The sequence below is a fragment of the Paraburkholderia sp. genome, from assembly GCF_047605525.1.
GTDB lineage: Bacteria > Pseudomonadota > Gammaproteobacteria > Burkholderiales > Burkholderiaceae > Paraburkholderia.
On record NZ_JASGFN010000001.1, the window covers coordinates 399615 to 426539 of the forward strand.

The window sequence follows — 26925 nt, forward strand, 5'->3', positions numbered from 1 at the left end:
GGCTATGCGTACTCCCGCGCCAGCAACGGAAAATGGCAGGCCACCTTCCGTTCCGATCCGAGCGCGTCGAGGTTCGGGACGTGCTCCGTGCAAGGCCCGGCCGCCCGCGAGCAGCGCGGATGAAAGGCGCAACCGGCGGGCAGGCGCGTAGGCGACGGAATTTCTCCGTCGATCTTCGACAGGTGGATCCGTTCGCCCGGATCCGGCACTGGCGACGAATCTCTGAGCACCCGGCTGTACGGATGCGCCGGCGCGTCCAGCAACGGGCGTGTCGGTCCGCTCTCGACGATACGGCCGAGATACATGACGCTTACGGTGTCGCAGAACTGACGTACCACGCCGAGGTCGTGAGAGACGAAGACAAACGATAGCCCGCGTTCCTTGCGCAACTTCGCGAGCAGTTGAAGGATCTGCGCTTGCACCGAGACGTCGAGCGCGGACACGGGCTCATCGGCAATGATGAGGTCGGGGTCGAGCACGAGCGCACGCGCTATACCGACGCGCTGACGCTGGCCGCCCGAGAATTCGTGCGGGTAACGGTCGAGCGCGTCGAGCGGAAGCCCGACGTCGAGCAAGGTCTTCGCGGCCTTGTCCGCGATCGTGCGGGCGTTGCCTCTTCGATGAACGCGCAACGGTTCTTCGAGCGTCTGACGTACCGTGCGGCGTGGATTGAGGGACGCGTAGGGATCCTGGAACACGATCTGGATGCGCTGGCGCACTGCGCGCATTTGCCCGGCATTGGCTCGCCTCAGATCGATCCCGTCGAAGACGATCGACCCGGAATCAGGTTCGATGAGGCGCAGCAATGTACGCGCGACCGTCGATTTACCGCAGCCGGATTCGCCGACGAGGCCCATCGAGCTGCCCCGCTCGACGAAGAAGGACACGTCGTTGACCGCTCGCACGACGCTTTTCGGCGCGCCGAAGCGCGCGCCGCCGCTGACGAAATGCTTGACAAGGTTGTCCACTCGCAAGAGTTCATTCATAGCGACGTATCCGGATTCGTTCGACACTGTTCCACCATGACGGGACAACGCACCATGTGCGCGGGGGCATTCCCTGGCATCGGCAACAGATCGGGGTGCTCGCGTTCGCATCGCGCCTGTCGATGCGGGCAGCGCGCCGCGAACGCGCAACCGGACGGCATCGTCGCGAGCGTGGGCGCCTGCCCCGGAATACCCTGGAACTCGTCGATATCGAGATCGAGATCGACGCGCGGCATCGCTCGCAGCAACGCCTGCGTATAAGGATGCGTGGGCCGGGCGAAGAGCGCGTCCACGTCCGCCAGTTCGACGATCTCGCCCGCGTACATGACGGCCACCCGGTCGGCGATTTGCGCGACGACACCGAGGTTGTGCGTGATGAACAGGACGGACATCCCATGCGCCGCCTTGAGCTGCGCCAGCAGCGCCAATATCTGCGCCTGGATCGTGACGTCCAGCGCGGTGGTGGGTTCGTCGGCCACGAGCAGCGCCGGTTTGCACGCCAGGGCCATTGCAATCATCGCGCGCTGGCGCATGCCGCCCGAGAACTGGTGCGGATAGTCGTCAAAACGATTCTCCGCGCCGGGAATGCCCACCTCCCGCAGTGCGTCGAGTGCCCGTCGGCGTGCTTCGGCATGCCGGACGTCCTGATGCTGGCGAATTGCTTCGATGATCTGATCGCCGACCCTCATGGTCGGGTTCAACGAAGTCATGGGTTCCTGGAACACCATGGCGATCCGGTTGCCGCGCACGCGCGCGAGCTGCGCTTCGGACAACGCCGACAGATCGCGTCCGTCGAGAAGGATCTGGCCACCGGCGTGACGCGCGGCGGCAGTCGGCAGCAAGCGCAAGATGGAAAGCGCGGTCACGCTTTTGCCGCTGCCCGACTCGCCGACGAGCGCGACTGTCTCGTTGCGTGCCACCGAAAGCGACACGCCGCGTACGGCAGCATGCCATTGCTGACGCAGGCGAAATTCGGTGCGCAATTCGCGAAGCTCCAGAACGGCCGGATGCAGCGTCATCGTTTCTCTCCGCGAAGTCTGGGGTCGAGCGCGTCACGCAACGCGTCGCCCAGCAGGTTCAAGGCCAGCACCGTCAGGAGAATGGCGAGACACGGAAAAACGATCAGCCACCACGAGTCGAGGATATTGTCGAAGCCATCGCGTATCATGCCGCCCCATGTCGCGACGGGCGGCGGCACGCCGAGACCGATGAAGCTGAGCGAGGCTTCCGTGCGGATCGCCGTGGCCATCCACATCGCTCCAAGGACGATCACGTCCGAGATCATGTTGGGAAGGATATGCACCGCCATCAACCGGATCGGCCCGTAGCCCAGCGCGCGGCCCGCTTCGATGAAATCGCGCTGCTTGAGCGCGATCGTCGGCGCGCGCGCGACGCGTACGAAGGGGGCAATCTCCGTGATCGCGATCGCGACGACCAGATTCTGCAAGCTGGCGCCGAGCATGGCCGCCACCATGAGGCCGAGCAGCAGCGTGGGAAACGACAGCAGCACGTCGACGAGTCCCATCACGAGCTGGTCGACCCAGCCGCCGAGGTATCCCGCCAATATGCCGAGCGACGAGCCCACCACCATCGCGATCAACACGGCGAGGAAGCCGACCAGCAGGGAAATGCGAGCGCCGTAGATCAGGCGCGAGAGCACATCGCGGCCATAGCTGTCGGTGCCCAGCCAGTGCTGCGCCGAGGGCGGGTCCAGCCGGTACGCAATGTCTTGTTGAATCGGATCGTGCGGCGAAATCCATGGCGCGAACACCGCCGCGAGGACGACCGTCGCGAGCAGGATCAAACCGATCCATGCAATGCGATTGCCGAGCAGCGTGCGCCACAGCCCGTCCGGGCGGGTGGCGGCCGCGGTAGTAGGAGACGGGGTTGCCACGATGCTCATTGGTATTTCACCCGGGGGTCGACCCACGCATAGGCGAGGTCGGTCAACAGATTGACGACGATTACGCAGAACGCGAAAACGATCACCAGACCTTGCAGCAGGGTGTAATCGCGCGCGTTCAGGGCGCCCAGGATCAGCTTGCCGATACCGGGCCGATTGAAGACGATTTCGGTCAGCACCGAGTTGCCTATCAGCGTGCCGAAATAGAGACCTACGACCGTCAAAATGGGAATCAGCGCGTTGCGCAGGCCGTGGCGCAGGATCAATTGGCCCGGTCGCAAGCCTTTGGCGCGAGCCGTGCGGATGTAGTCTTCGCCCAGCACGCCCAGCATCGACGAACGTGTCACGCGCGTCACATAGGCCGTCATGATCAGGCCCAGGTTGAAGGCCGGTAACACCAGGCCGCGCCATTGGTTCCAGGGATTGCCGGACGTCGTGCTGCCGATGACGGGAAACCAGTCGAGCTCGATGGCGAACACGAGCAGCATCAGGATGCCCGAGACGAACGCGGGGAACGACAAGCCGGCCAGCGAGAGCAGACGGGTGACATAGTCGGGCCACGCATTGCGCCGCAGTGCGGCCCAGATCCCCAGGGGCAAGCCGAGCCCGACGCCGACGACGATCGCGGCGATGGTCAGTTGCAGCGTCCATGGCAGCACGGCCGCGACTTCTCGCAATACACTCTGGCCGTTCGAAAGCGAATTGCCCAGATTTCCGCTCAGCACGTCGGTCAGGAAGTGCAGATATTGCGTATGCAGCGGCAAGTTCAAACCGAGCTGGGCGCGCAGCGCCGACAGCGCCTGCGCACTCGCCTGGTCGCCGAGCATGGCGGCGGCCGGGTCGCCCGGTACGAGGCGAACGAGCACGAACACCGCGGTCAGCATGGCCAGCAGCGTCGGGATCGCAAGCAGCAGCCTTTTGACGGTATATCGAATCACGCGGAGACCTCCGAAGGCGATGCGGCCATCAGGCGCCGGGCACTCAGCATCGCGATGGCGCGGCGGGTTGAACCGCTGACGATCAACTCCGTCAATGCCGCGCCGACGACGGGAACGAGCTGAAAACCGTGCCCCGAGTAGCCGAAGGCGTGGAACACCCCCGGCGCGTTCACCGCGGGCCCGATGACGGGCAGCATATCGGCTGTTCTGGCTTCGAGGCCGGACCAGACGCGCACGATGCGAACATCGCTTACGCAGGGGAACAGGTCGGTCGCCGCGCGAGCGCCTTTGCACAGGACGCCCATTCGCACTTCCGACGTCTCGCGGTCGAGATCAGGCACGCCTTGCAGGCCGCCACCGATCACGAGCGTGCCCTGGTCCGACTGCTTGAAGGACAGAGAACGTCCGACGACCGATACGACGGGCTCGATCATCGGGGCGATGCGTTCGGAGACGATCATCATCGAAGCCTTCGTGCCGAGCGGAATCACGTCGCCGACCATCGCCGCGATACGGCCGGCCCACGCGCCCGCCGCGTTCACGACGACAGGCACGACTAGCGGGCCGGCTTGCCGCGCCGGGCCAGCCGTCGAATAGTCGGTACCGATGGCCCAGTCCGACCCGCGCCGCTCGATGCGGCGCACGCCGCATCCTTCGCGAATCACGACACCGGCCGCTTGCGCGCTCCGCCGAAACGCGGCCAGGGTGCGATGCGGATCTGCGGCTCCATTGTCCGCCGCGATCGATGCGCCGATGCAATGCGCACTGATCGCGGGAACCCGTCTGCGCAGCTCCCTGGCATCGATGATGGCTTCATGGGTATATCCGTTGACCTTCAGTTCGGCGACGCGTGCCTCCAGCGTGGACAGGTCCGTGGGGTTTTCCGCCACGCAGATCTGACCATGCGCGTGAAAGCCGCAATCGTCGCCGACGAGCGACGCGATGCGATGCCACATCTCCATCGATTCGAGAGAAAGGTCCAGTTCGCGCAGGTCGCGGTTCAGCGTGCGCACACCCGCGGCGGACGCACCGGACGCATGCCTGCCGGCCCAGGCACGCTCCAGCACGACGACGCGCTTGCCGGCGCGTCCGAGATGCAACGCCGCCGACAGTCCGTGCAGTCCTCCGCCGATCACGGCAACGTCGAATACCGCGCGGTTCGTCACGTTTCGCTCCCCGTATCGAGCGATGCCAGTTCGCCGAGCGTCAACGGCTTCAACGGCGGCCGAATGCGATAAAAGCCGATTTCCTCGACGGGTTTGCCGTGCGCCGCCGCGAGGATGTGCGCGACGGTGTAGCCGCACTGGCGGCCTTGGCACGGTCCCATTCCGGCGCGCGTGAAAGCCTTGATCTGATTCGGCCCCGGCTCGCCGATCCGGGCAGCCGCGCGAATCTGGCCAGCCGTCAGCTCCTCGCAACGGCACACTACGGTATCGTCCGCCGGTTCGAACAGTTCCGCGCGCGGCGGGTACAACGCGTCCAGCATCGGACGCATCGACAGTTGCGCCGCCAGTTGTCGTCGTAAGGGCTGGGCAACGCGCTGCGCCGCTTCTTCGGTCAGTTTGCCAGCGCGCACCGCGATGCCGAGCGCGGCCAGCTCGCCACGCGTGCAGGCCGCACGCGCCCCGCCGATGCCTGCGCCGTCGCCGGCCGAAAATATCCCGGGCTGGCTCGTCTGCCCCCATTCGTCGAGCTTCGGTGCGAGGCAGCGTTGATCGGTGCGCCAGACATGCTCGCAGCCGAGCGCCTGGGTCATATGAATCGAAGGCACCACGCCTTCGTGTACGAGCAGCAGGTCTACGGGGATTCGCCGCGACTCTCCATCGGCCGTGCGGTAGACGAGATGCTGCAGATGCTCATCGCCTTCCCCGCGCAAGTGCGTCACGCCCCGGACGATGGGAAAGCCGGCCCGTCGCAACTCGCGCGTCCAGTTCAGGCCCTTGAGCACGTCTTTCCAGCCGCGCAATGCCCCCGCCATGTGCGGCAGGGCACGCGGCCAACCGCCGGCGGGCGAGGTATCGAGCCAACCGGCGATACGGCCACCGGCGCGCAGCAACTGCACCATGTAAAGCAGCACCAGCGGACCGCTGCCCGCGATCCACGGCGGCGTTTGCGGAATCTCGCGCGCCGTTTTCAGGAGAATCTGCGCCGCCCCCACGGTCAGCACGCCCGGCAAGGTCCAGCCCGGAAACGGCGCGGGACGCTCCTGCGCACCCGTGGCCAGCAGCACGTTGGCCGCCTGCACGCATTCCGCCTGCTGTGCGCGGCTCATGAAGACCTGCCAGCCGGGCTCGATCTGCCACACCTGCGTGCCCGGTTCGTAAAGCGCACCGCTCGCGCGAAACGCGCGGGCGAGCGGAAGACCGGCGGCATATTCGTCGCCCAGCAAATTCCCCGTCCGTGTCCCTGCCCGAGCTTCGACCGCGCGCCAGATCTGGCCGCCCGGCGCGTGCTGATCGTCCACGACCAGCACGCTCAAGCCAAGGCTGCGTGCCCGCAGCGCCGAGCTCATGCCCGCCGGCCCCGCGCCGACGATCAGCAAGTCGACCGCGCGGCTCATCGCGGCGCTCCTTCCGTCGTGCCGCCGCGAGAGGCAACGGTGTCGACAGCGGCATCGTCCCGCGCCGTCGCCGTGAGCACGCGGCGGCCATGTTGCCGCTCCACGCGCATCCCGTCGCGCACCTGCACGAGGCAGGTCTGCACGGAGGCCACGCCATCGACGCTGGCCAGGCATTCGAAGCACACGCCCATCATGCAATACGGCGTGCGCGGACTGCCGTTCACGGGCGTGGTACGCGAGATCGGAGAAGCGAGCCGCAGCAGAACAGCGGCCACGCTTTCGCCCGACTCGGCGCTTACCGTTTGTCCATCGATCGTCACCGTCAAGCCGGGGGCCTGCTCGCCAGGGTCATGCAGTTTGCGGAACATTGAAGCGTCCATGGTGAAAGATCTGTAGTTCGTCTGGAATCCGCGCTTGCGCGAATGCGGCGGCAAGCGGTCCGGCATGGAATGCGGCGAGCGTGATGCCGGAGTGGCACAAGGCGATCCAGGCACCGGGATGGTCGGCGGACCCGGCGTAGACGGGGCAGCCGTCCGGCGTCATCACGCGCAGGCAAGACCAATGCCGCACGAGCTGCGCTTGCCGGAGCGCGGGCAACACACGGCCGGCTTGACGGCTCATGCGCGCCGCGGCAACCGTCGTCGTGCTCAGGTCGTAGCCGACTTCTTCCTGAGTGACGCCGATCATCACGGTGCCTTCCGCCGTCTGCCGCAGACCGCTGGCCGGCAGCGGCAGGAGCGGGGCCAGCCGCTCCGTGACGAGCAGTTGCCCCCGCTGCGGCCGCAGCGGGACATCCAGCCCGACCATCGGGCCGAGCGCCGATGAGCCAAGACCAGCGGCGACGACGACCCGGGCCGCCTCGAACCGTTGCGTGCCGGCATGGACCGAGAAGCCGCCACCGGAAAGCGGCGCAATCCGCGAGACAGGGCTGTTGGTCCGTAAATTTCCGCCCCGCAACTGGAACCCGCGCTGCAGGGCCGCCAGTAAACGGAGCGGATTGACATGGCCATCCATGCGCCCATAGCTCGCGCCACTTACCTCGGGCCCGAATTGCACCTTTGGGAAGAGGCGTTGCAGTTGCGCGCGATCGAGCATTTCCGTGCAGCTTTCATGGCCCGGCAACTGATCGGCGAGGCGCGAGAGCTTCCCGGCCCGTTGTTCCCATTGCGTCTGGCCGAGGCAGAAGTGAATGCCGCCTTCAGCCCGGTAATCGAGTTCGATGCCGCTCTCCGCGGTCAACTCGCGCGCGAAGGCGGACCACAACGCCGCGCTGCGCCGCGAAAGCTGCTGATAGGCCGGCTGACCGAAGCCTTTGCCCTGTACCCACACCAGGCCGAAGTTCGCCTTCGCCGCGCGCAAGTCGCCATCCGTGCCGTCGAGCACGAGCACGCGCAGACCCTGCCGGACCAGACCGTACGCGATGGCGGTCCCCACTACGCCCGCGCCGACGACGATCGCATCGCAGGAGCGCGTGTCATGCGGATGTTGAATGGTGCTATCTGATGTCATGGCGGTATGGGCAAAATGACCAGGTCCGGTGCGGAGCCCCCGAGCCCATCCAGCTTGTGGATCGGGCCGGACTGATGCACCCGTCAAAGCCTTCAGTGACTGGTCAGCGTGGTTTTTTCGGTAATGAGCGGAGCGAGGTTCAGCGAGCCCTTCAGGTCATATCCATACTGCACCTTGTCGCTATGCACCCACACCTGAAGCAGGCCGAACAGCGGCACGGTGCACACATCGTCGTGAATCTTCTGCTGCGCGCTCTTCCACAAGGCCAGCTTCCTGTTGGGATCCGGCTCCACGTGCGCCGCGCGAATGTCGGCATCCGCGGCCGCGCAATGCGAGAAGTTCGACATCGCCGTCGGCGTATTGACCGACGAAGCCGAATCGTAGAACTCGCTCAGCCAGATATCGGCGCTCGGATAGCGCGCCGCACCGTAGAACACGAGTGCGCTCAGATCTTTCCGGCTCTGCGCCTGATAGGTCGAATGATCGACGACCTGCATGTTCAGCGTGATGCCGGCCTTGGCCAGTTGCGCCTGGATGATTTCCATGATCGGCTGCTGCGCCGAGATATTCGACACGATCGATCTGATCGTGATTCCGTTGGGATACCCGGCTTCGGCGAGCCGCTTGCGCGCGTTTGCGGCGTTGTAGGTATAACCGCCACTCGAGCAATCCTCCCCGAGGTAACCGGGCGGAACTGCCGAGCACCCCTTGATGGCCACATCGCCACCGACGTAATGCATGATCTCGTCGACGTTGATCGCTTCGGCGATCGCCTCGCGCACCTTGATGTTGTCGAGCGGCTTGATCGTGCGGTTGATGAATAGCGAGCGGAATTCCGCCGGCTGGAAGATGTCGACGTGCGCCCCGCTGCGCTTGCGTTCGCGTTCCACCCAGCGTTGCTCGCGCTTGCCATAGATGACGTCGAGTTCGCCGGAACCGAACGCCAGCTCGCGATCGCTGTCCGAGGGGATCATCCGATAGGTGATGCCGGCGAGCCTGGGCTTGCCACGGAAGTACTGGTCGTTCGCCACCAGTTTGACGTATTGCTGGGTCACATGCTCGCTGAACGCGAACGGGCCGGTGCCGACCGGATGGTTGCCGAACTGGCTGCCGTATTTTTCAGCCGCCTTCATGCTGACGACGTAGCCGCCGTGGTAGTTCGACACGCGCCCGGGAAAAGTGCTGTCCGGGTATTTCAGCGTGACCTGCACGGTGTAGGGATCAAGGGCTTCGACCTTGTCGATCTCCGAGAAGTCCGCCGCGAAGCTCGAGCGCTTCGGGTCCGCGGCACGCTTGAGCGAGTAGACGACATCGGCCGCGGTCAATTCCCCCCAGCCGCCCTGGAAGTTGACGCCGTGACGCAGATGGAACGTCCAGGCCTTGCTGTCGTTCGAGGCTTGCCAGCTTTCGGCGAGATCGGGTTCGAGCGATTTCGGGTCCGCGCTGCCTGGGGCGAAACGGACGAGGCCGTTGAATATCTCGGCCACGACGGTGACGTCATTGGTCGAGGTGGCGCGATCCGGGTCCAGCGTCGCAATATCTTCGGCGCCGGAGCTTATGTGAATCGTCGGGCGTGGATCGGTTTGCGCATGTGCCGCAAGAGGATACGTTCCAGTTGCAACAACGAGCGTTGTGAAGAGCAGGGAGAAGAGTCGACTGTTCATGTAGTCCGTTCTTGGGTCGAGACGCATCGGTCAACTGCATCGTTTATGGGCGATCCCAAGGTAGGACCGCCAAATTGGGATGTCAAAGTCCGGTATCCGCATTGGTCATTCCAGAAGGTTATACGTCGGGTAATCCCTATCCGCATGCCGGCGCAGAGGCAACCAGTGTGTCCTCCTTGCGTGCAAAGCCCGTATGAACCGTCACGACAGGCGAGGCGGGTGGACAGCCATCCGGCATAACCGGCGCAACGGTCCGGCCGGCTTGCTGGGCGGGGATCACACGGATTTCGCGCCGGCCATGCGCGCGGCATCGGGGCAAACCCGCAAAACACGTCTGTTTGGCCGTTTGCGGGGTGGCGGCGTCTGCTACGCTAGCGGTTCACAGGGTGCGCGCCCAGGGTAATTAACGAGGCGCGGCCGTTTCTTTACGCGCGTGGTTCAGCGCATGTCAGAACAGAACAGAACGAACAGCGAATGGTGACGCGCCGACCGAACGTCGTGATTGCGATCAGCGTCGTGCTAGCCGGCGCGATTCTGGCGATCGCCGTGTTGCTGCTCGCGCAGATGCGCGATGACGCGCTGCGGCGCGCGCAGGACGCGATCTTCAACGTGTCGCTGCTGGTCGAGCGCGACGTGTCGCGCAATCTGGAGATCTACGACCTGTCGCTGCGCGCGGTGATCGACGGACTGAAGCAGCCCGGCGTGCTCGACCTGCCGCCGGAGATCCGTCAGATGGTGCTGTTCGACGGCTCGATCAGCGCGAAGGACATGGGTTCGGTGTTCGTGCTCGATGAGCACGGCAACGTGCGCTTCGATTCGCGGGCTCTGGCGCCGCCGCCGGCCAATCTCGCCGACCGCGACTACTTCAGGGTGCATCGCGATTCGCCCGATACGGGCCTCTTCATCAGTCATCCATTCAGCCCGACCGGCAGCGACGAGGATCTGCGCATCGCGCTGAGCCGGCGCATTTCGCGGCCGGACGGCAGCTTCGGCGGCGTGGTGGTCGGCACGCTGCGCCTCACCTATTTTCACCGGTTATTCGACGGCATGAAGCTCGGCCCGAGCGGCTCGATGGCCCTGATGCTGAGCGATGGCACGATGCTGATGCGCCGTCCTTACGATTCGAAGACGATCGGCATCAACCTGACCGGCACCGCGAACTATTCGCGCTTCGTCCGGCACCCGAGCGGCGACTTCTTCGGCACGGCGGCGATCGACGGCGTCGAGCGCTGGTACGCGTTCCGCCATATCGACATCTATCCGCTGATCCTCGATGTCGCGCTGTCGACGCAGGACATCTACGTGCAGTGGCGGCGGCGCGCGTGGATCATCGGCACGCTGATCGCCGCGCTCGACGTGACGATCATCGCGCTCGCGATCCTGTTCTCGCAGCAGTTGCGGCGCCGCCGCGAGGCCGAGGAAGAGTTGCACGAACTCGCGCGCACCGACGGGCTGACCGGCCTGAACAACCGCCGCGCGTTCGAGGAGCACCTGAACGACGAGTGGCGCCGCGCGCAGCGCAGCGGCTTGCCGCTGTCGCTGCTGCTGATCGACGTCGACTACTTCAAGGGTTTCAACGACCTGTACGGCCATTCGGCGGGCGACGAAGCGCTGATCGGCGTGGCGCGCTGCATCGCGGAGAGCGTGCGGCGCCCGGGCGACACGGCGGCGCGCTATGGCGGCGAGGAGTTCGCGGTGCTGCTGCCGGATACCGGCGACGCGGGCGCGTTGTGCATCGCCGGGAAGATTCGCGCGGCGGTCGAGGCGCTGCAGTGCCGCCATGTGGCGAGCGCGCATCACGTGCTGACCGTGAGCGTTGGCGCGGCGACCGCGCAGGGTCCGGCGATCGCGACGCATCGCGCGCTCATCGATGCCGCCGACGAAGCGCTCTACCGCGCGAAGGACGCGGGGCGTAATCGCGTGATGAGCTTTTGCGCGACGGCGGATGCCGTGCCGGTCGATCACGACGTCGTGACGCCGGACGAGAAAGCCGTGATGCCGGAGGGGAAGGGGCGGGGTCCGGGTTGAGGCGCCTGTCCGCCCATTTACTGGCCGCGCTTTTCAGTCCTGCTTTTCAGTTTCGCTTTTCAGCCTTCCGCTTTCCAGCCCCCCGCCTCTCAGTCCCGCTTGTCAGCGCTTATTGCTCTCCGTAAACTCGCGCGTAACCTGCCGGCCCCCCACGCCATAGCGCGTGAACCGTACACATACACACGCCGACCCAAGAGGAGAACCCCCGCGATGGCCGCATCCTATTTCCCCAGCTGGCGCCGCCAGCCCGCCGCCGCCGAGGGCGGCATCGTCGGCATCGACGAACGGCTCGCGTGGCCGCAGATGTTCGCGATGGGCATCCAGCACGTCGTCGCGATGTTCGGTTCGACCGTGCTCGCGCCGCTGCTGATGGGCTTCGATCCGAACCTGTGCATCTTCATGTCGGGGATCGGCACGCTGCTGTTCTTCGTGCTGGTGGGCGGCCGCGTGCCGAGCTATCTCGGCTCGAGCTTCGCGTTCATCGGCCTCGTGATCGCGGTGACCGGCTACGGCGGCCATGGCGCGAATCCGAACATTCCGGTCGCGCTGGGCGGCATCATCGCGTGCGGCGTCGTGTATGGGGTGATCGGCCTGATCGTGTCGGCGGTCGGCACGCGCTGGATCGAAACGCTGATGCCGCCCGTCGTGACCGGCGCGATCGTCTGCGTGATCGGCCTGAACCTCGCGCCGATCGCCGTGCATGGCGTGAGCGGCAGCAACTTCGACTCGTGGATGGCGCTCGTGACGGTGTTGTGCGTCGGCGCGGTCGCGGTGTTCGCGCGCGGCATGCTGCAGCGTCTTTTGATCCTGATCGGCCTGCTGGTCGCCTACGTGATCTACGCAATCGTGACGAACGGCCTCGGCATGGGCAAGCCGGTCGATTTCTCGATCGTCGCGAACGCCGCGTGGTTCGGCATGCCGCACTTCACGGCGCCGGTGTTCGATCCGCACGCGATGACGCTGCTCGCGCCGATCGCGGTGATCCTCGTCGCCGAGAATCTCGGCCATATCAAGGCGGTGAGCGCGATGACCGGGCAGAACCTCGACCGCTATATCGGCCGTGCGTTTCTCGGCGACGCGCTCGCGACGATCGTGTCCGGCTTCGCCGGCGGCACCGGCGTGACGACGTACGCGGAGAATATCGGCGTGATGGCGGTCACGAAGATCTATTCGACGCTGGTGTTCGTGATCGCCGCGCTGATCGCGCTCGTGCTCGGTTTCTCGCCGAAATTCGGCGCGGTGATCCAGACGATTCCGGGGCCGGTGCTGGGCGGCGTGTCGATCGTCGTGTTCGGGCTGATCGCGGTGACGGGCGCGCGCATCTGGGTGGTCAACAAGGTGGACTTCTCCGACAACCGCAATCTGATCGTCGCGGCCGTCACGCTCGTGCTCGGCGCCGGCGACTTCTCGCTGAAGCTCGGCGGCTTCGGTCTCGGCGGGATCGGCACCGCGACGTTCGGCGCGATCATTCTCCATGCGCTGCTGAGACGGAAGCCGACGCTGGGGCCGGTCGCCTGATTTCCCGTGGACGCCGGCCGCGGCTTGCCCGGGCGGTCGGCCGGGGCGTCCATCACCGCTACCGCTTGCGCGCGGTCAGCGCCGTCTCCGACAGATCCACCTCACGCATCAGCTTGTTCAACGTCTCGTCGTTGATCTGCTGACTGCTGCGCAGATCGAGCAGCGCCTTGCGCTCGGCGCGCATCGCCGCGAGCTTCATCCGGAATTCGAGCGCGTCGGCGCGGCGCGCGAGCTCGCGCGGCTCCTGTTCGTCATCGAACGTCGCGAGGCGGCGGCGGTACAGGTCCATCACCCGCGCGGTCACATCGGTCGCATACGCTTGCGCCGATTCATCGAGGTCCGCGCACTCGGTGTCGTGCATGTCGTCGACCGCGCGAATCGCGGCTTGCGCGGCGAGCGTGCGCGCGAGCGCTTCCTCGGCCGCGTGCGGGTCCTTGCCGCGCCGCCAGCCGCGCAGCAATAGCGGCAATGCCGCGACCGCGACCAGCAGCGACAGCAGGATCACGCCCGACGCGATGAAAATCGCCAGATCGCGTCCCGGCAGCGGCGTGCCGTCCGGCAACAGCTCGGGCAGCGACAGCACGCCCGCGAGCGTCACCGCCCCGCGCACGCCGGCGACCGTCGTCACCGACACCATGCGCAGCCCCGGCACCGCGTTCGCGACGCCGTGCTTCGCCGCGCCGCGGCTCGCGAACCAGCGCAGCAGCCACACCCACACGAAGCGCATCGCATACAGCGCGACCGCGACCGCGACGATATAGCTGATCAGCAGCACGACCTGCGCGTCGCTGGTTTCGTGCGCGTCGAGCAGCGCGCGGCCGAGGATGTGCGGGAACTGCAGGCCCAGCAGGATGAACACCATCCCGTTGAACACGAACTCGATCATCGTCCACGTGCTCGTGGCCCGCACGCGCGAGGCAACCTGCCACGTGTTCGCGATGCTCGCGTAATTCATCATCATGCCGGCGGACACCGCGGCGAGGATGCCCGACAGCTCGAAGCGCTCGGCGGTCAGATAGGCGGCGAACGGGATCAGCAGCGTCATCACGACGCCGGGCGCGGGGTCGCCTTCTTCGGTGAGATTGAGGAAACGCGCGGACACGAAGCTGAACAGCGCGCTCACCGCCGCGCCGACCGCGAGGCCGCCCACCGCGATCACGACGAAGCTGATCGACGCCTCACGCAGCGAAAACGCGCCGGTCAGCGCGGCGGCGATCGCGAACTTCAGCGCGACGAGGCCCGACGCGTCGTTCATCAGCGCCTCGCCTTCGAGGATATGCATCAGTTGCCCCGGAATCCTGCCCTTGCCGGCGATGCCGCTCAGCGCGACCGCGTCGGTCGGCGACAGCACCGCGGCGAGCGCGAACGCGACCGGCAGCGAGATCTGCGGCACGAGCGCATGCGCGAAGTAGCCGACCACCAGCACCGTCATGAACACGAGGCCGAGCGCGAGCATCAGGATCGCGCGGCGCGCCATGAAGAACTCGCGCTTCGGGATGCGCCAGCCATCCGCGAACAGCAGCGGCGGGATGAACAGCAGCATGAAGATTTCCGGATCGAACGTGACGTGCAGGTCGAGCCGCGGCCACGCGAGCAGCGCGCCGATCGCGATCTGCACGAGCGGCAGCGGCAGCTTGAACGGCAGCGCGCGGGTCAGCATGCCGGAGGCCGCGACGGCGAGTAACAGGATCAGGACGGTGAAGACAATTTCCATCGTGTGTTCCGGGCGGATGAAGGGGCTTGAAGAAGGGCGCCGCGTCCATCGCTCGCGTGATCGGATGTGAACGACGGCAAGGGGCCACGGCGCGCAGGGTCGAGTGTAGCCCGGCGACGCGCGGGGCTGCCGCCGGGCGCGCACGATGCGCGTGCGCGGCTCGCGCACCGCAACGGTGCGCGTCGCGCCCACGCGCGGCGCACGCCCCCTGCCGCCGGTGCAGACTGTCGGTCGAATTACATCGCTATGTGCGCCAGCGTGCGCACGGAGCTTGCTTAACCGGTACCGATGACGCACATTTTTAGAACCGCCGCCGCGTGTCCGCTTCCGTGTTCGGACCGGCCGGTTCCTGCGTGAGAGGACTGCATGACGATTGCGCAACAGGAAAGAGCGGCGAGCGCGCCGTACGGTTTCGAGGTCGAGGTGGCTTCGGGTCTTCACCGTTATTCGGTGCAGCATGGCGAGCTGACGCTGACGAGCGTATTCCAGCCGATTTTCAGCCTGTCGCATATGCGGGCGGTCGGCTACGAAGGGTTGCTGCGCGCGCACGACGCGCTCGATCGCCCGGTGTCGCCGCTCGACGTGTTCGGCGACGCCACGCGCGTCGGCGAGGCGCTGCAACTCGACCGGCTCGCGCAGACGCTGCATCTGGAAAACTTCAAGGTGCTCGGCGCCGAGCGCGAGTGGCTGTTCCTGAACGTACATCCGGGCGTGCTCACCGATCCGTATCTCGCGGCGGCCCTGCTCGCGAATCTGCGGCGGCTCGACCTGTCGCCGCGGCGCGTCGTGCTCGAAGTGCTCGAGCAGAGCGCCGAAGATCTCGATCGTCTCGCCGATGCCGTGCGCGAGTTTCGCGAGCGCGGCTTCCTGATCGCGCTCGACGATTTCGGCGCCGGCCATTCGAACATCGAGCGTATCTGGCAACTGAACCCCGACATCGTGAAGCTCGACCGCATCCTGCTGTCGCACGCCGCGCATCGTGCCGACATGGCGACGATCCTGCCGGGGCTGGTGGCGCTGCTGCACGAGGCGGGCAAGCTCGTGCTGGTCGAAGGCGTCGAAACCGAGCATGAAGCTCAGATGGCGCTCGCCTGCAACGCCGACTTCGTGCAGGGCTTTTTCTTCGGCCGGCCCAATCCCGGTGTCGCCGACGCCGTCCATGCGGCGGCCTGCATCGGCGAAGTCACGGAGCGCTATCGCGAGCAGGCCGAAGCCCGCGAGCGCCTCGGCGCGAGCCGTCTCGCGCCGTATCTGCGCGCGTTCGAGCGCGCCGCGGAGCGGCTGGCCGCGGGCGAACCGCTCGACGAAGTGTGCTGGAATTTCCTCGCGCTCGATCACGCGGCGCGCTGCTTTCTGCTCGACGCGAAAGGCCGCCAGGCGGGCCGCAACGTCGTGTTGCGCGCGGATCGGGCGGCGCACGAGACACGCTTCTTGCCGCTCGCCGATGCGCAGGGCGCGAACTGGCTGCGTCGTCCGTATTTCAGCGCCGCGATCAACGCGCCCGAGCGTGTGCACGTGACGCGGCCGTATCTGTCGATCAACGAGGCGTTGCCGTGCGTGACGCTGTCGATGGCGACGCGCGTCGGCGAGCAGACCTGCGTGCTGTGCGGCGATATCGACTGGGTGGACGAGTAGCGCGAGCGGCGCGAAGAACACCAGGCGCGGTTCTGCGATGATGTCGTTTTCAACGACACCGGGTTGGATTCATGTCCGTGCTGCTCGAAGTGATTGCCACGACCGTCGCCGATGCGCGCGCCGCCGCGCGGGCCGGCGCCGACCGTCTCGAACTTATAGCCGCGATGGGCGAGGGTGGTCTCACGCCGAGCGTCGGGCTGATCGAGGCGGCGCTCGCCGCGGTCGATATCCCGGTGAACGTGATCGTGCGGCCGCATAGCCGCTCGTTCGTCTACGACGCCGACGACTACGCGGTGATGCTGCGCGACATCCGCGCGGTGAAGGCGGCCGGCGCGAACGGCATCGTGATCGGCATGCTCGACGCGCATCGCGCGATCGATCGCGAAGGTCTCGCGCGTGCGTGCGATGCCGCAGATGGCCTCGCGATCACATTCCATCGCGCGTTCGACGAAGCACGCGATCTGCGCGAAGCACTGGACGTGCTGCTCGGTTTCGATGCGGTGACCAGCGTGCTGACGTCGGGCGGCAAGCCGTCGGTGTTACAGGCGGAGGCGACACTCGGCGAACTGGTGCGGCAGGCTTCGGGCTCGCATTGCACGGTGCTGGCGGCCGCGGGTTTGACGGTCGAGGCGCTCGCCGGCTTTGTGAGCGCAACGTGTGTCGAGGCCGTGCATTTCGGCTCCGGCGTGCGCGTGGACGGCAACGGTCTCGCGCCGGTCGATCCCGCGAAGGTCGCCAAGGTGAGGGCGCTGCTCGATGCGACGTCGCGCTGAGACGTGAGGCACGCGGCCAGAAAAAAGCCGCTTCGGCACGAAACCGAAGCGGCTTTCCCGTTGTTGCCGTGCCGCGAACCGATGCGAACTACTTCGCGACCACCACCGGAATCCCGCGCAACTGCCCGGCGCCCTTCATTTCATCGAGCGACTTCCTGACCGCCGCACCCGTCGCCGCATCGATCCGCAGGCGTGCCGCGAGGTCGCGTTCGCCGCGCTTCACGCCCGCGAGATTTGCGAGCTTCACGTGACCGTAGCCGCGCACGCGCGCATGCAGTTCAGCAAGCTTCGCGACGTCGTCGAGCGTGTTCGCGTCGAGTTGCGCGAGCGCGCGCTGCAGCGTGATTTCATAGTCGCTCGCGAGTTCGCGCTCCATCCTGCGTTCGAGCGTGCGGCCGAACGGATCGAGCGGCGTGCCGCGCAGGCCGCGCCATTTCGCGAGTACGCCGAGCACCGGCCACATCCACTGGCCGTAGGTTTTCTTGCTGGGCACGGCACCGGCCTCCGCGCGCGTGAGCGTCGGCGGCGCGAGGTTGAAGCTGATGCTGAAGTCCTTGCCCGCTACGCCCTCGAACTGCGCTTCGAGCGCTTCACGGAATGCGGCATCCGTATGCAGACGCGCGACTTCGTATTCGTCCTTCACCGCGAGCAGCCGATAGAACGTCGTGGCCACCGCGCGCGTAACGCGCTCGCTCGTGGCGTCGACCTTCGCTTCCGCGCGGCGCGCGGCATCGACCAGCGCGCGATAGCGCTTCACGTAAGCGGCGCCGCCATACGTCAGCAGCCGGGCTTCGCGATGCGCGATCAGTTCATCGAGCGTATCGACACGCGGAGCTGGCTTCGCCGGATGACGCGCCTGCCACAGCGATTCGAGCGCGGCCGGATCGGCGGCGGCCATGCGTCCGATCGAGAACGCCAACTGGTTCATCTGCACGGCGACGTTGTTCAGTTCGATCGCGCGCATCATCGCGGCGAACGACACTGGCACGAGACCGAGCTGCCACGCGAAACCGAGCATCAGGATGTTCGCGCCGATCGTATCGCCGAGAAAACGCGTCGCGAGCGCCTGCGCGTCGCAGGTCGACATGCGCTCTTCGCCCGCCGCGTGACGCATCTTGTCGAGCAATGCGTCGGCATGCAGCGTCGCGTCCGGGTTCTGCACGAAGCTCGCATTCGGAATCGCATGCGTGTTGACGACGATGCGCGTGCGGCCATGCCGCACCGTTTGCAACGCATCGGCGCTCGCGCCGACCACCATGTCGCAGGCGAGCAGCACGTCGGCCTGCTGCGTGTCGATGCGCACCTGGTTCAGCCATTCGTCGCGCGCCGCGAAGCGCACGAACGACAGCACCGAGCCGCCTTTCTGCGCGAAGCCCATGAAGTCGAGCACCGACGCGCTCTTGCCTTCGAGATGCGCGGCCATGCTGATCAGCGCGCCGACCGTCACGACGCCCGTGCCGCCGACGCCCGTCACCAGAATGTCGTACGGCGCGGCATCGAGTTGCGTGGCGGGCAGCGGCAATCCGGCGACATGCGCGGCGAGCGCTTGCGGATCGAACGCGGCACCCGCGGCTTTCTTCAGCTTGCCGCCTGCCACGGTGACGAAGCTCGGGCAGAAGCCGTTCACGCACGAGTAGTCCTTGTTGCACGACGACTGGTCGATGCGGCGCTTGCGTCCGAGCGCGGTTTCAACCGGCTCGACGGAAAGACAGTTCGACTGCACGCCGCAATCGCCGCAGCCTTCGCAGACTTCCTCGTTGATGAAAAGACGCTTGTCCGGATCGGGGAATTCGCCTTTCTTGCGACGGCGCCGTTTTTCGGCCGCGCAGGTCTGGTCGTAGATCAGCACGGTCACGCCGTCGGTGTCGCGCAGCTCGCGCTGCACCGTGTCCATTTCGCCGCGGTGATGGAACGTCGTGCCTTGTGGAAACTGGCCGTGATGGCCGTCGTATTTCTCGGGTTCGTCGCTGACCACGACGAAGCGCGACACGCCCTCGGCTTCTACCTGACGCGCGATCTGCGGCACCGAAATACTGCCGTCGACCGGCTGGCCGCCGGTCATCGCGACCGCGTCGTTATAGAGGATCTTGTAGGTGATCGTGGCCTTCGCGGCGACTGCCTGGCGGATCGCGAGAATGCCGGAGTGGAAGTAGGTGCCGTCGCCGAGATTCTGGAACACGTGGCGCGTTTTCGTGAACATCGAATGCGCGGCCCAGTCGACGCCTTCGCCGCCCATCTGAATGAGGCCGGTGGTGTCGCGCTCCATCCACGAAGCCATGAAGTGACAGCCGATGCCGGCCTGCGCGATCGAGCCGTCCGGCACTTTCGTCGACGTGTTGTGCGGGCAGCCCGAGCAGAAGTACGGCGTGCGCTTCACGCTGTCGGCCGCGTTCGACAGGATCTGCGGCGCGACCAGATCGACCACGCGCTCGCGCCGATCGAGCGCGGGCTTGTGACGCGCGAGCCAGTTCGCGAACACCGGCAGGATGCGCGACGGGCGCAATTCGCCGAGCTCGGACAGCAGCGGCGTGCCGTCTTCGGCGTTCTTGCCGATCACGGCCGGCCGCGCGCCTTGCGTGCGGTTGTACAGATAGTCCTTGATCTGCTGCTCGATGACCGGGCCTTTTTCCTCGATCACGAGCACTTCGGAAAGGCCGGACACGAATGCGTCGATACGCGTCATCTCGAGCGGAAACGACAGGCCGACCTTGTAGATGCGCACGCCGGCCGCGTCGAGATCGGCGACCGTCAGATCGAGCCGGCGCAGCGCTTCCATCAGGTCCAGATGCGCCTTGCCGCAGGTGACGATGCCGACGTTCGCGTGCGGGCTCGGCGCGATCCATTTGTCGATGCTGTTCAGGCGCGCGAAGTGGCGCACCGCGTCGAGCTTCGCGTGCAGGCGCGCTTCGATCGTGAGGCTCGGCAGGTCGGGCCAGCGGTTGTGCAGGCCGCCCGCGGGCGCGGCGAAATCCTGCGGGACGGCCCATTCGGTTTGCAGCGCGTCGAGATCGACGGTCGACCCCGACTCGACCGTCTCCGAGATCGCCTTGTAGCCGACCCACGCGCCCGAGAAGCGCGACAGCGCCCAGCCGTACAGGCCGAATTCGAGCATGTCCGCGATGTTCGACGGATTCACGATCGGCATGTGCCACGCGATCATCGCAAAGTCGCTCTGATGCGGCATCGACGACGACACGCAGCCGTGATCGTCGCCGGCCACCACCAGCACCCCGCCGTGCGGCGACGAGCCGTACGCGTTGCCGTGCTTCAGCGCGTCGCCCGCGCGGTCGACGCCGGGACCCTTGCCGTACCACATCGCGAACACGCCCTCGACGGTGCGCTCCGGGTCCGCTTCCACGCGCTGCGTGCCGAGCACGGCGGTGCCGCCGAGTTCTTCGTTGATCGCGGGCAGAAAGCGGATGTCGCTCGCGGCGAGCAGCTTGTTCGCTTTCCATAGCTGCTGGTCGACCATTCCGAGCGGCGAGCCGCGATAGCCGCTGATGAAGCCGGCGGTGTTCAGGCCACGGTTCTTGTCGAGCGCGCGTTGCATCAGCGCGAGGCGCACGAGCGCCTGGGTGCCGGTCAGAAAGATCCGGCCGCGCGTCGCGGTGAGATTGTCGGATAGCCGGTAATCGGCGAGAGCGGGCGTGCCGTCGACGGGCAGGCGGGCGGTCATGGGCGAATCTCCGTTGTTCTGTTCCGCGCGCGGTGGTGGGGTCACGGATGGGGCGCGGCGGAAGAGACTCTATTTTTTAGCGCCTGTGCGAGTGAATTTTTTCTTCTTTAATCGGGCGTTGACGAATGGGCGCGATGAGTCGCGCGTTTCGACCGGCTTTTGAGCCGGATTTGCCATGCGGCGGCGGGGTTCGGGTATGCCCTGGGAGGAGGCGGCGGCGCGCGGCGGGGAAGTTTCGGCGCTAAAAAAGAACGCACCGCCGAGGCCGGCGGGACACTGATTCGCGATCGGCGCGTCGCGCGCAAACAGCCACGCGCCGCTCAGGGAAACACATGAGGCTTCGGAATCCCCGCGCCATGCTCGATATCGTCGATCGCCTGGCGGTGCGCGCTTGCCACCGCTTCGGCCTCGTCCGCGTAGCCCGCGTCGCCGCCAACCGTGGTCCACGATTTGACGGCCTTCTCCCGATGACGGATTTCGTACTCGGCGTCCCAGCGCGCGCCGCTCAGTTCAAGGGGGCGCACGTGTATCGAATAGACGCCGTATTGGAAGAGCTGTTCAGCCATGATCGCCTCCAGCCGGCCGGCCCGGCGGCGCGCGACGCATCGGACGACGCGCGGCGCGCCCGCCGATGTTCGGCCTACAGTTCGATTTCCCCGAGGATACGATGCGCGAGCGCTTTGGCTTCTTCGAGCGCTTCTTCCGGCGTCGACGAAGTGGAATCGACTTCGTAGACCGTGGTTTCCTGATCGGCGCTGGCTTCGCCTTCGTCGCGCGCGAGTGTGACGATACCCTGCCAGGAGTCCTGCGCGACTTCTCTTATCGACGCAGTGGCCGTGTAGATCCCTTTGGTGTAGGTGACGTTTTCCATGGCCTCGCTCCTTTTTGCAAAGGTTTCGATGTTTTCATCGTAGCACGGCGCTGGAGGTTCGGCTCCCGGCCGGGGCGGCGCTTTCACGGGTGCGATGTCCTCGACATCGGCGACATTACGCGCGCCCCAAGGCAGGAAAATTACAGCCACGCAATCACCGCAACGCAGTCACAGCAACGCGACGACCTCGTCGAGCGCGGGCGCATGCGCGCCGGCATGCCGGCAGGCCGCGGCACCCGCCGCGAGCGCGAACGCGAGATGCTCCGGCCATGCACGCCGCGGCGCGCTCATCAGGCTGAACAGCAGGCCGCCGATCGACGCATCGCCCGCGCCGACCGTGTCGACCACCTCGACGCGCGGCGGCTTTGCCTCGATCACCGCCGCGCCGTCGATCAGCAGCGCCGCTTCCGGACCGCGCGTGACGAGCACGGTGGCGGCCGGATTCATCGCGCGCAATTGCGCGAGCGCGGCGGCTTCGTCGCCGGTCCTGAACAGCAGGCGCAGGTCTTCGTCAGACACCTTGATCAGGTCTGCGAGCGCGGCCATCTTGCGCAATGTCGGCTCGTAGCCGTGCTCCATCAGGTTGCGATAGTTCGGATCGAAGCTGATCTTCACGCCGTGCGCGCGCAGTTGCGCGGCGAGCGCCGCGAGCGTGTCGCCGAGCGGCTGGCGCACCAGGCTGATGCAGCCGAAGTGCGCCCACTTCACCTGGTCCATCCAGCCGGCCGGCAGGCGCGCCGGATCGAACGCGAGATCGGCGCCGTTCTCGCCCATGAAGAAGTACGCGGGCGGATGCGTCCGATGCACGATCGCGAGCAGCGGCGGGCGTTCGACGCGTTGCATGAAGCGCATGTCGAGCCCGGCGGCGACGCTCGCCTCCCACAGTTCGTCGGAGAAGTTGTCGACGCCGAGCGAGCCCGCGCACGCGGTCGGCAGACCGAGCCGCGCGACGCAGCGCGCGACGTTCCAGCCCGCGCCGCCCGGCCGCGACAGCCATTGCGACGCGCCGGTGCGCACGAGATCGGTGAGGATGTCGCCGGCGGAAACGAAAACGGGCAGATCGGTCGTCGGGCTCATTGTGCTTTCTCCGCGGACCGCGCGGCGGCGGATGCGGCCGGTCCGGCCGCCCGAGCCTCGTCGAGCGCATGGGCGAGCACCTCGTAGCACGCGCCCATCGTGTGATAGTCGGTCTTGCCGGCGGGGCTCTTTTCGTCGCTGTACTTGCGGTTGTCGCAGGTGAGGATGCGGTACCACGCGCCGTATTTGTGATCGACGAAGTGCGCCCAGCTATAGCGCCAGATCTCGTCGTACCAGTCCCAGAAGCGCTCGTTGCCGGTGCGCTTGCCGAGCAGCGCGGCGGTCGCGAAAGTTTCGGCCTGCACCCAGAAGTACTTGTCGTGATCGCACACGGTGCCGTCCGGACCGAAGCCGTAGTAGAGGCCGCCGTGGTCTTCGTCCCATGCGTGCGTCATCGCGGCGTCGAACAGCTCGATCGCGCGCGGCAGCAGCCACGGCAATGGACGGAAGCGTTCGAGAATCAGCAGCAGCTTCGCCCACTCGGTCTGATGGCCGGGCTGGAAGCCCCACGGACGGAAGATGTTCGAGCTGTCTTCCTCGTTGTAGTGCCAGTCGACCGACCAGTCCGCGTGAAAGTGTTCCCACACGAGCCCCTGCGACAGCTTCGCCTGGCGCAGCGTGATGTTCGACGCGACGCGCTCGGCGCGGTCGAGATAGACCAGATGGCCGGTCGCCTCGTGCGCGGCGAGCAGCGCCTCGGTGGTGTGCATGTTCGCGTTCTGCCCGCGATACGAGCTCACGCGCCATTCCGGCGACGCTTCGTCGGCATAGAGGCCGGCGGCGGCGTCCCAGAAGCGGTGCTCCATCAGCTCGAAGGTCGCGCCGATCATCGGCTTCGCTTCCTCGATGCCGGCCATCGCCGCATGCGAATACGCGAGCAGCACGAATGCGAGGCCGTAGCAGTGGCGCGTGCCGTCGAGCGTGCGCTTTTTGCCGTCGCGCCATTCGAGTTCCCAGTCGTAGCCTTCGTTCTGCGCGTCCCAGTGCGCGTCGCGCAGGAAGCGCAGACCGTGGCGCGCGTACTCGAGATGCCGCGGGTCGCCGAACTGGCGATACGCCATCGCGTAATTGAACACGTAGCGGCAACTGCTCACCAGATGGCGCGTGGTGCGGTCGTAGATCGAGCCGTCGTCGCGCAGGAAATGGAAGAAGCCGCCGCTCGGGTCGAACACGTTCGGCGCGTAAAAGCGCAGCGTGTCCTGTATATGCGAGAGCAGGAATTCGCGGCTGCGGAAGCTCGCGACGGGCGGCGCCTTGACGGCGTCGCCGGAAGGGTGGAGCTGATCGGATTGCGTCATGGCGTTTTCACCAAAGTACTGGCACGGGCAACGAGTTGAACGGGCAAGCGGACTTCGAGTTCGGCGGGTGAGTCTTCGAGCAGCAGTTCGACGCCGCGCCGCCCGAGCGCTTCCTTGTCGACCGCGATCGTCGATAGCGGCGGCGTGGCGTGCGCGGCGGCGGGAATGTCGTCGAAACCGATGATCGCGATGTCGTCGGGCACGCGCAGGCCGCGCGCGAGGCACACGCGCAGCGCGGCGAGCGCGGCGGCGTCGTTATAGGCAAACACGGCGTCGGGATGTGGGCCCGGCGCATCGAGCAGGCGCTGCATCGCGCGCGCGGCGCCGGTGTCGGGGTCGAGGCCGGCGTCGATGTTCACTTCGAGCGACGGGTCGAACAGCAGCCCCGCTTCGAAGAACGCGCGCCGGTAGCCGAGCGCGCGCTCGGCGATGCTGAAATGCGCGAGCGAGCCGCCGATGAACGCGACCCGTTTGCGCCGCTGCTCGAACAGATGCCGCATCGCGAGCGTCGCGCCGGCCGCGTTGTCGAGATTCACCGAGCGCAGCCCGGGCGACCACAGGTCGATCAGCACGAGCGGGCGCTGCATCGCGACCAGCGTGGCGAGCGTTTCGGGCTCGACGAAGCCGGCGATCGCGACGGCGTCGGGCGCATGCAGGCGTATCTGGTGAATCACGTCCTCGGTCGGGCCGGCGGTCAGCACGGACGGCACGATGCCGCGCTCGCGGCACGCATCCTCGACGCCATGCAGCACGTGCGAGAAGAACGGGCTCGCGGCGAAATTGTTGTGCTGACGATGCAGCAGGAAGGTCAGGCGGCGGATCCGTGGGCGCAGTTGCGCCGGGTCGTAGCCGAGCTGCCGCGCCGCCTCGACGACGCGTTCGCGCGTGGCCTCGGACAGCCCCGGCTGGTTTTTCAGCGCGCGCGATACGGTGCCGATCGAAACGCTGGCCGCGCGGGCGACGTCGCGGATGGTTGTGGCCATCGGATGAAGCAGCCGCCAGAGCGCGGCTTTACGTGTTTGGGTTCGGGCGATTGTATAGTAAAACGCGAGCGAAACAGCCCGGAAAGCGGCGATCAGGTACCGGTAAATACCCGTATTTTATGGAGTTATGTGATTCAATAGTGTTTAGTAAAATAAACTAAACAACGGCTGGGAAGGCAATCGTAGCGTCGCGCCAGGAATCGTCCTATGCCATCCGGCCGAGGCGACAGCGACCGCGTTTGAGCGTGAAATAACGCAAAGGCGAACGGAAACAATGGCAACGCCAAAAGAAAAAAGCCGCGCAAGGCGGCTTTCTTCACACGATCAAACGACGCTCAGGGAGGGCGCTTATGAATGTCCTGTTTGCATTGCGTGTATTTTCAACGGCGCGCGACGGCCGCGGCGGGAGCCTGCGAGGCGGCCTGGGTCTCGCCGCTGGTGTCGCGGGCGCCCCAGCGCTGCGCGAGCGCGGCGCAGACCATCAACTGGATCTGGTGGAACAGCATCAGCGGCAGCACGACGGCGCCGACCGCGTGCGACGCGAAGATCACCTTGGCCATCGGCACGCCGGCGGCGAGGCTCTTCTTCGAACCGCAGAAGATGATCGTGATCTGGTCCGCGCGGTTGAAGCCGAGCCGCTTGCTCGCGAAGATCGTCACGGCCAGCGCGAGCGCGAGCAGAACGGCGCTCACCACCACGAGGCCGCCGAGCGCGGACAGCGGAATCGTGTGCCACAGGCCTTCGTTGACAGCCTCGCTGAACGCGCCGTACACGACGAACAGGATCGAGCCCTGGTCGACGAACTTCAGCACGCCGCGGTTGCGCTCGATCCACTTGCCGATCAGCGGGCGCAGCAACTGGCCGGCGATGAACGGCACGAGCAGTTGCAGCACGATATTGCCGACCGTATGCCACGGCGACGAACCGCCGCTCGCCGCCTGGCTGGTCACGATGAGGCTGACGAGGGCTGGGGTGATGAAGATGCCGAGCAGGCTCGAGGCGGACGCGCTGCATACCGCGGCCGGCACGTTGCCCTTGGCAATGGACGTGAACGCAATCGACGACTGGACCGTCGATGGCAGCGTGCAGAGGAAGAGGACCCCCGCGTAGAGCGACGGCGTGACCAATGGCGAAAGAACCGGTTTAAGCGCGAGGCCGAGCAGCGGAAAAAGCGCGAACGTGCTCAGCAATACGACCAGGTGAAGGCGCCAGTGCGTTGCGCCCGCAACGATCGCCTCGCGTGAGAGCTTGGCGCCGTGCAGGAAGAACAGCAGGCCGACCGCGATGTTGGTTACCCAGTTGAACCCGACGGCGGCTTGCCCGTGAACAGGCAGAAGGCTGGCGAGGATCACGGTGCCCACGAGGCACAGGGTGAAGTTGTCGGGTAAATATTTCGGGCGGGCCATGTCGGAATCTCGATTCAATGACGCGAAATAGCGCGAGACGCACGCGCAGATGGCGCCGTCTCGAGTAATGGGAAGCGGCTATTGTTGTTTAAAATCGATTAAAAAGGCAAATTCATTTACCGAATTGATTAATGAATGTTGTGCATCAACAGGCCCAATGGGGGCGACGTGAACCGCGCTTTGCGCCACCGTTTCAGTATTGGCGACACGCTCCGCCTGGGCCAGGTCGTTTTAACGATTGGAAGTAAAAAGCGACTCGCGCTCGCGGCTCGGCAGGCTCGCGCGGCATTCGCGAAAACGCCCGCCGGCAAGTGATTCCGGGCTTTCGCGCAAGGGCTTTGTCGCAGAAAAACGTCGCGGTAACAAGGTGTTACATCCAGGGGGAG

20 protein-coding genes and 1 pseudogene are annotated in these 26925 nt (G+C 66.2%); 4 read left to right on the forward strand and 17 right to left on the reverse strand.

Annotated elements, in window-relative coordinates; translation table 11 throughout:
• Positions 1-2 precede the first annotated feature (2 nt).
• From QM685_RS01875 to QM685_RS01915, 9 genes and pseudogenes are all read right to left on the reverse strand, one after another.
• Positions 3-986 (reverse strand): ABC transporter ATP-binding protein, encoded by a 984-nt coding sequence (locus QM685_RS01875; protein WP_415112319.1) that lies wholly within the window; start codon positions 984-986, stop codon positions 3-5.
• Complete coding sequence (locus tag QM685_RS01880) at positions 983-2005, reverse strand: ABC transporter ATP-binding protein (RefSeq protein ID WP_415112140.1); 1023 nt, start codon at positions 2003-2005, stop codon at positions 983-985. The genes QM685_RS01875 and QM685_RS01880 overlap by 4 nt, the downstream gene beginning before the upstream one ends.
• Positions 2002-2889, reverse strand: coding sequence for an ABC transporter permease (locus tag QM685_RS01885; protein ID WP_415112141.1), 888 nt, complete (start codon positions 2887-2889; stop codon positions 2002-2004). Before QM685_RS01885 ends, QM685_RS01880 begins: the two co-directional genes overlap by 4 nt.
• Positions 2886-3827: an ABC transporter permease gene (locus QM685_RS01890; protein ID WP_415112142.1), complete on the reverse strand. Its 942-nt coding sequence runs from the start codon at positions 3825-3827 to the stop codon at positions 2886-2888. Before QM685_RS01890 ends, QM685_RS01885 begins: the two co-directional genes overlap by 4 nt.
• Complete coding sequence (locus QM685_RS01895) at positions 3824-4993, reverse strand: NAD(P)/FAD-dependent oxidoreductase (RefSeq protein WP_415112143.1); 1170 nt, start codon at positions 4991-4993, stop codon at positions 3824-3826. Before QM685_RS01895 ends, QM685_RS01890 begins: the two co-directional genes overlap by 4 nt.
• Positions 4990-6387 (reverse strand): FAD-dependent oxidoreductase, encoded by a 1398-nt coding sequence (locus tag QM685_RS01900; protein WP_415112144.1) that lies wholly within the window; start codon positions 6385-6387, stop codon positions 4990-4992. The genes QM685_RS01895 and QM685_RS01900 overlap by 4 nt, the downstream gene beginning before the upstream one ends.
• An 80-nt stretch (positions 6388-6467) precedes the next feature.
• Positions 6468-6755 (reverse strand): annotated as a pseudogene (locus QM685_RS01905) ((2Fe-2S)-binding protein); the annotation flags it as partial.
• Positions 6736-7896, reverse strand: a complete 1161-nt coding sequence (locus QM685_RS01910; protein ID WP_415112321.1) for an NAD(P)/FAD-dependent oxidoreductase — start codon at positions 7894-7896, stop codon at positions 6736-6738. The pseudogene QM685_RS01905 and the gene QM685_RS01910, both read right to left, overlap by 20 nt.
• Positions 7897-7988: 92 nt before the next feature.
• Positions 7989-9560: an ABC transporter substrate-binding protein gene (locus tag QM685_RS01915; RefSeq protein ID WP_415112145.1), complete on the reverse strand. Its 1572-nt coding sequence runs from the start codon at positions 9558-9560 to the stop codon at positions 7989-7991.
• Between the two features lie 474 nt (positions 9561-10034).
• Between QM685_RS01915 and QM685_RS01920 the strand changes: the two genes are divergently transcribed.
• Together QM685_RS01920 and QM685_RS01925 are read left to right on the forward strand one after the other, a co-directional pair.
• Positions 10035-11588 carry a diguanylate cyclase gene (locus QM685_RS01920; protein WP_415112146.1) on the forward strand — a complete coding sequence of 518 codons (1554 nt, stop codon included), beginning with the start codon at positions 10035-10037 and terminating at the stop codon, positions 11586-11588.
• A 210-nt stretch (positions 11589-11798) separates the two neighbouring features.
• Positions 11799-13106 (forward strand): solute carrier family 23 protein, encoded by a 1308-nt coding sequence (locus QM685_RS01925; protein WP_415112147.1) that lies wholly within the window; start codon positions 11799-11801, stop codon positions 13104-13106.
• A gap of 58 nt (positions 13107-13164) precedes the next feature.
• On the opposite strand, the gene QM685_RS01930 is transcribed toward QM685_RS01925, so the two are convergent.
• A complete protein-coding gene (locus tag QM685_RS01930) occupies positions 13165-14820 on the reverse strand; it encodes a Na+/H+ antiporter (RefSeq protein WP_415112148.1) in 1656 nt (551 codons plus the stop codon).
• 366 nt (positions 14821-15186) lie between these two features.
• Here QM685_RS01930 and QM685_RS01935 point away from each other — a divergent pair, with 366 nt between their 5' ends.
• Positions 15187-16455 carry an EAL domain-containing protein gene (locus QM685_RS01935; protein ID WP_415112149.1) on the forward strand — a complete coding sequence of 423 codons (1269 nt, stop codon included), beginning with the start codon at positions 15187-15189 and terminating at the stop codon, positions 16453-16455.
• A 71-nt stretch (positions 16456-16526) separates the two neighbouring features.
• Positions 16527-17228: a copper homeostasis protein CutC gene (locus QM685_RS01940; RefSeq protein WP_415112150.1), complete on the forward strand. Its 702-nt coding sequence runs from the start codon at positions 16527-16529 to the stop codon at positions 17226-17228.
• A gap of 88 nt (positions 17229-17316) precedes the next feature.
• Here the strand turns inward: QM685_RS01940 and QM685_RS01945 are convergent, their stop codons facing one another.
• From QM685_RS01945 to QM685_RS01975, 7 genes are all read right to left on the reverse strand, one after another.
• Complete coding sequence (locus QM685_RS01945; protein WP_415112151.1) at positions 17317-20904, reverse strand: indolepyruvate ferredoxin oxidoreductase family protein; 3588 nt, start codon at positions 20902-20904, stop codon at positions 17317-17319.
• 320 nt (positions 20905-21224) lie between these two features.
• Complete coding sequence (locus QM685_RS01950) at positions 21225-21470, reverse strand: hypothetical protein (protein ID WP_415112152.1); 246 nt, start codon at positions 21468-21470, stop codon at positions 21225-21227.
• A gap of 74 nt (positions 21471-21544) precedes the next feature.
• Positions 21545-21775 (reverse strand): hypothetical protein, encoded by a 231-nt coding sequence (locus QM685_RS01955; protein WP_415112153.1) that lies wholly within the window; start codon positions 21773-21775, stop codon positions 21545-21547.
• Positions 21776-21943: 168 nt separating this feature from the next.
• A complete protein-coding gene (locus tag QM685_RS01960; protein WP_415112154.1) occupies positions 21944-22852 on the reverse strand; it encodes a carbohydrate kinase family protein in 909 nt (302 codons plus the stop codon).
• Entirely contained in the window at positions 22849-24150 is a 1302-nt protein-coding gene (locus QM685_RS01965; protein ID WP_415112155.1) for an AGE family epimerase/isomerase, read from the reverse strand. The genes QM685_RS01960 and QM685_RS01965 overlap by 4 nt, the downstream gene beginning before the upstream one ends.
• Positions 24147-25133, reverse strand: coding sequence for a LacI family DNA-binding transcriptional regulator (locus QM685_RS01970; RefSeq protein ID WP_415112156.1), 987 nt, complete (start codon positions 25131-25133; stop codon positions 24147-24149). The genes QM685_RS01965 and QM685_RS01970 overlap by 4 nt, the downstream gene beginning before the upstream one ends.
• Before the next feature lie 380 nt (positions 25134-25513).
• The gene (locus tag QM685_RS01975) at positions 25514-26539 is read right to left on the reverse strand and encodes a bile acid:sodium symporter family protein (protein ID WP_415112157.1); all 1026 of its coding nucleotides are present in this window, start codon (positions 26537-26539) and stop codon (positions 25514-25516) included.
• Positions 26540-26925 lie beyond the last annotated feature (386 nt).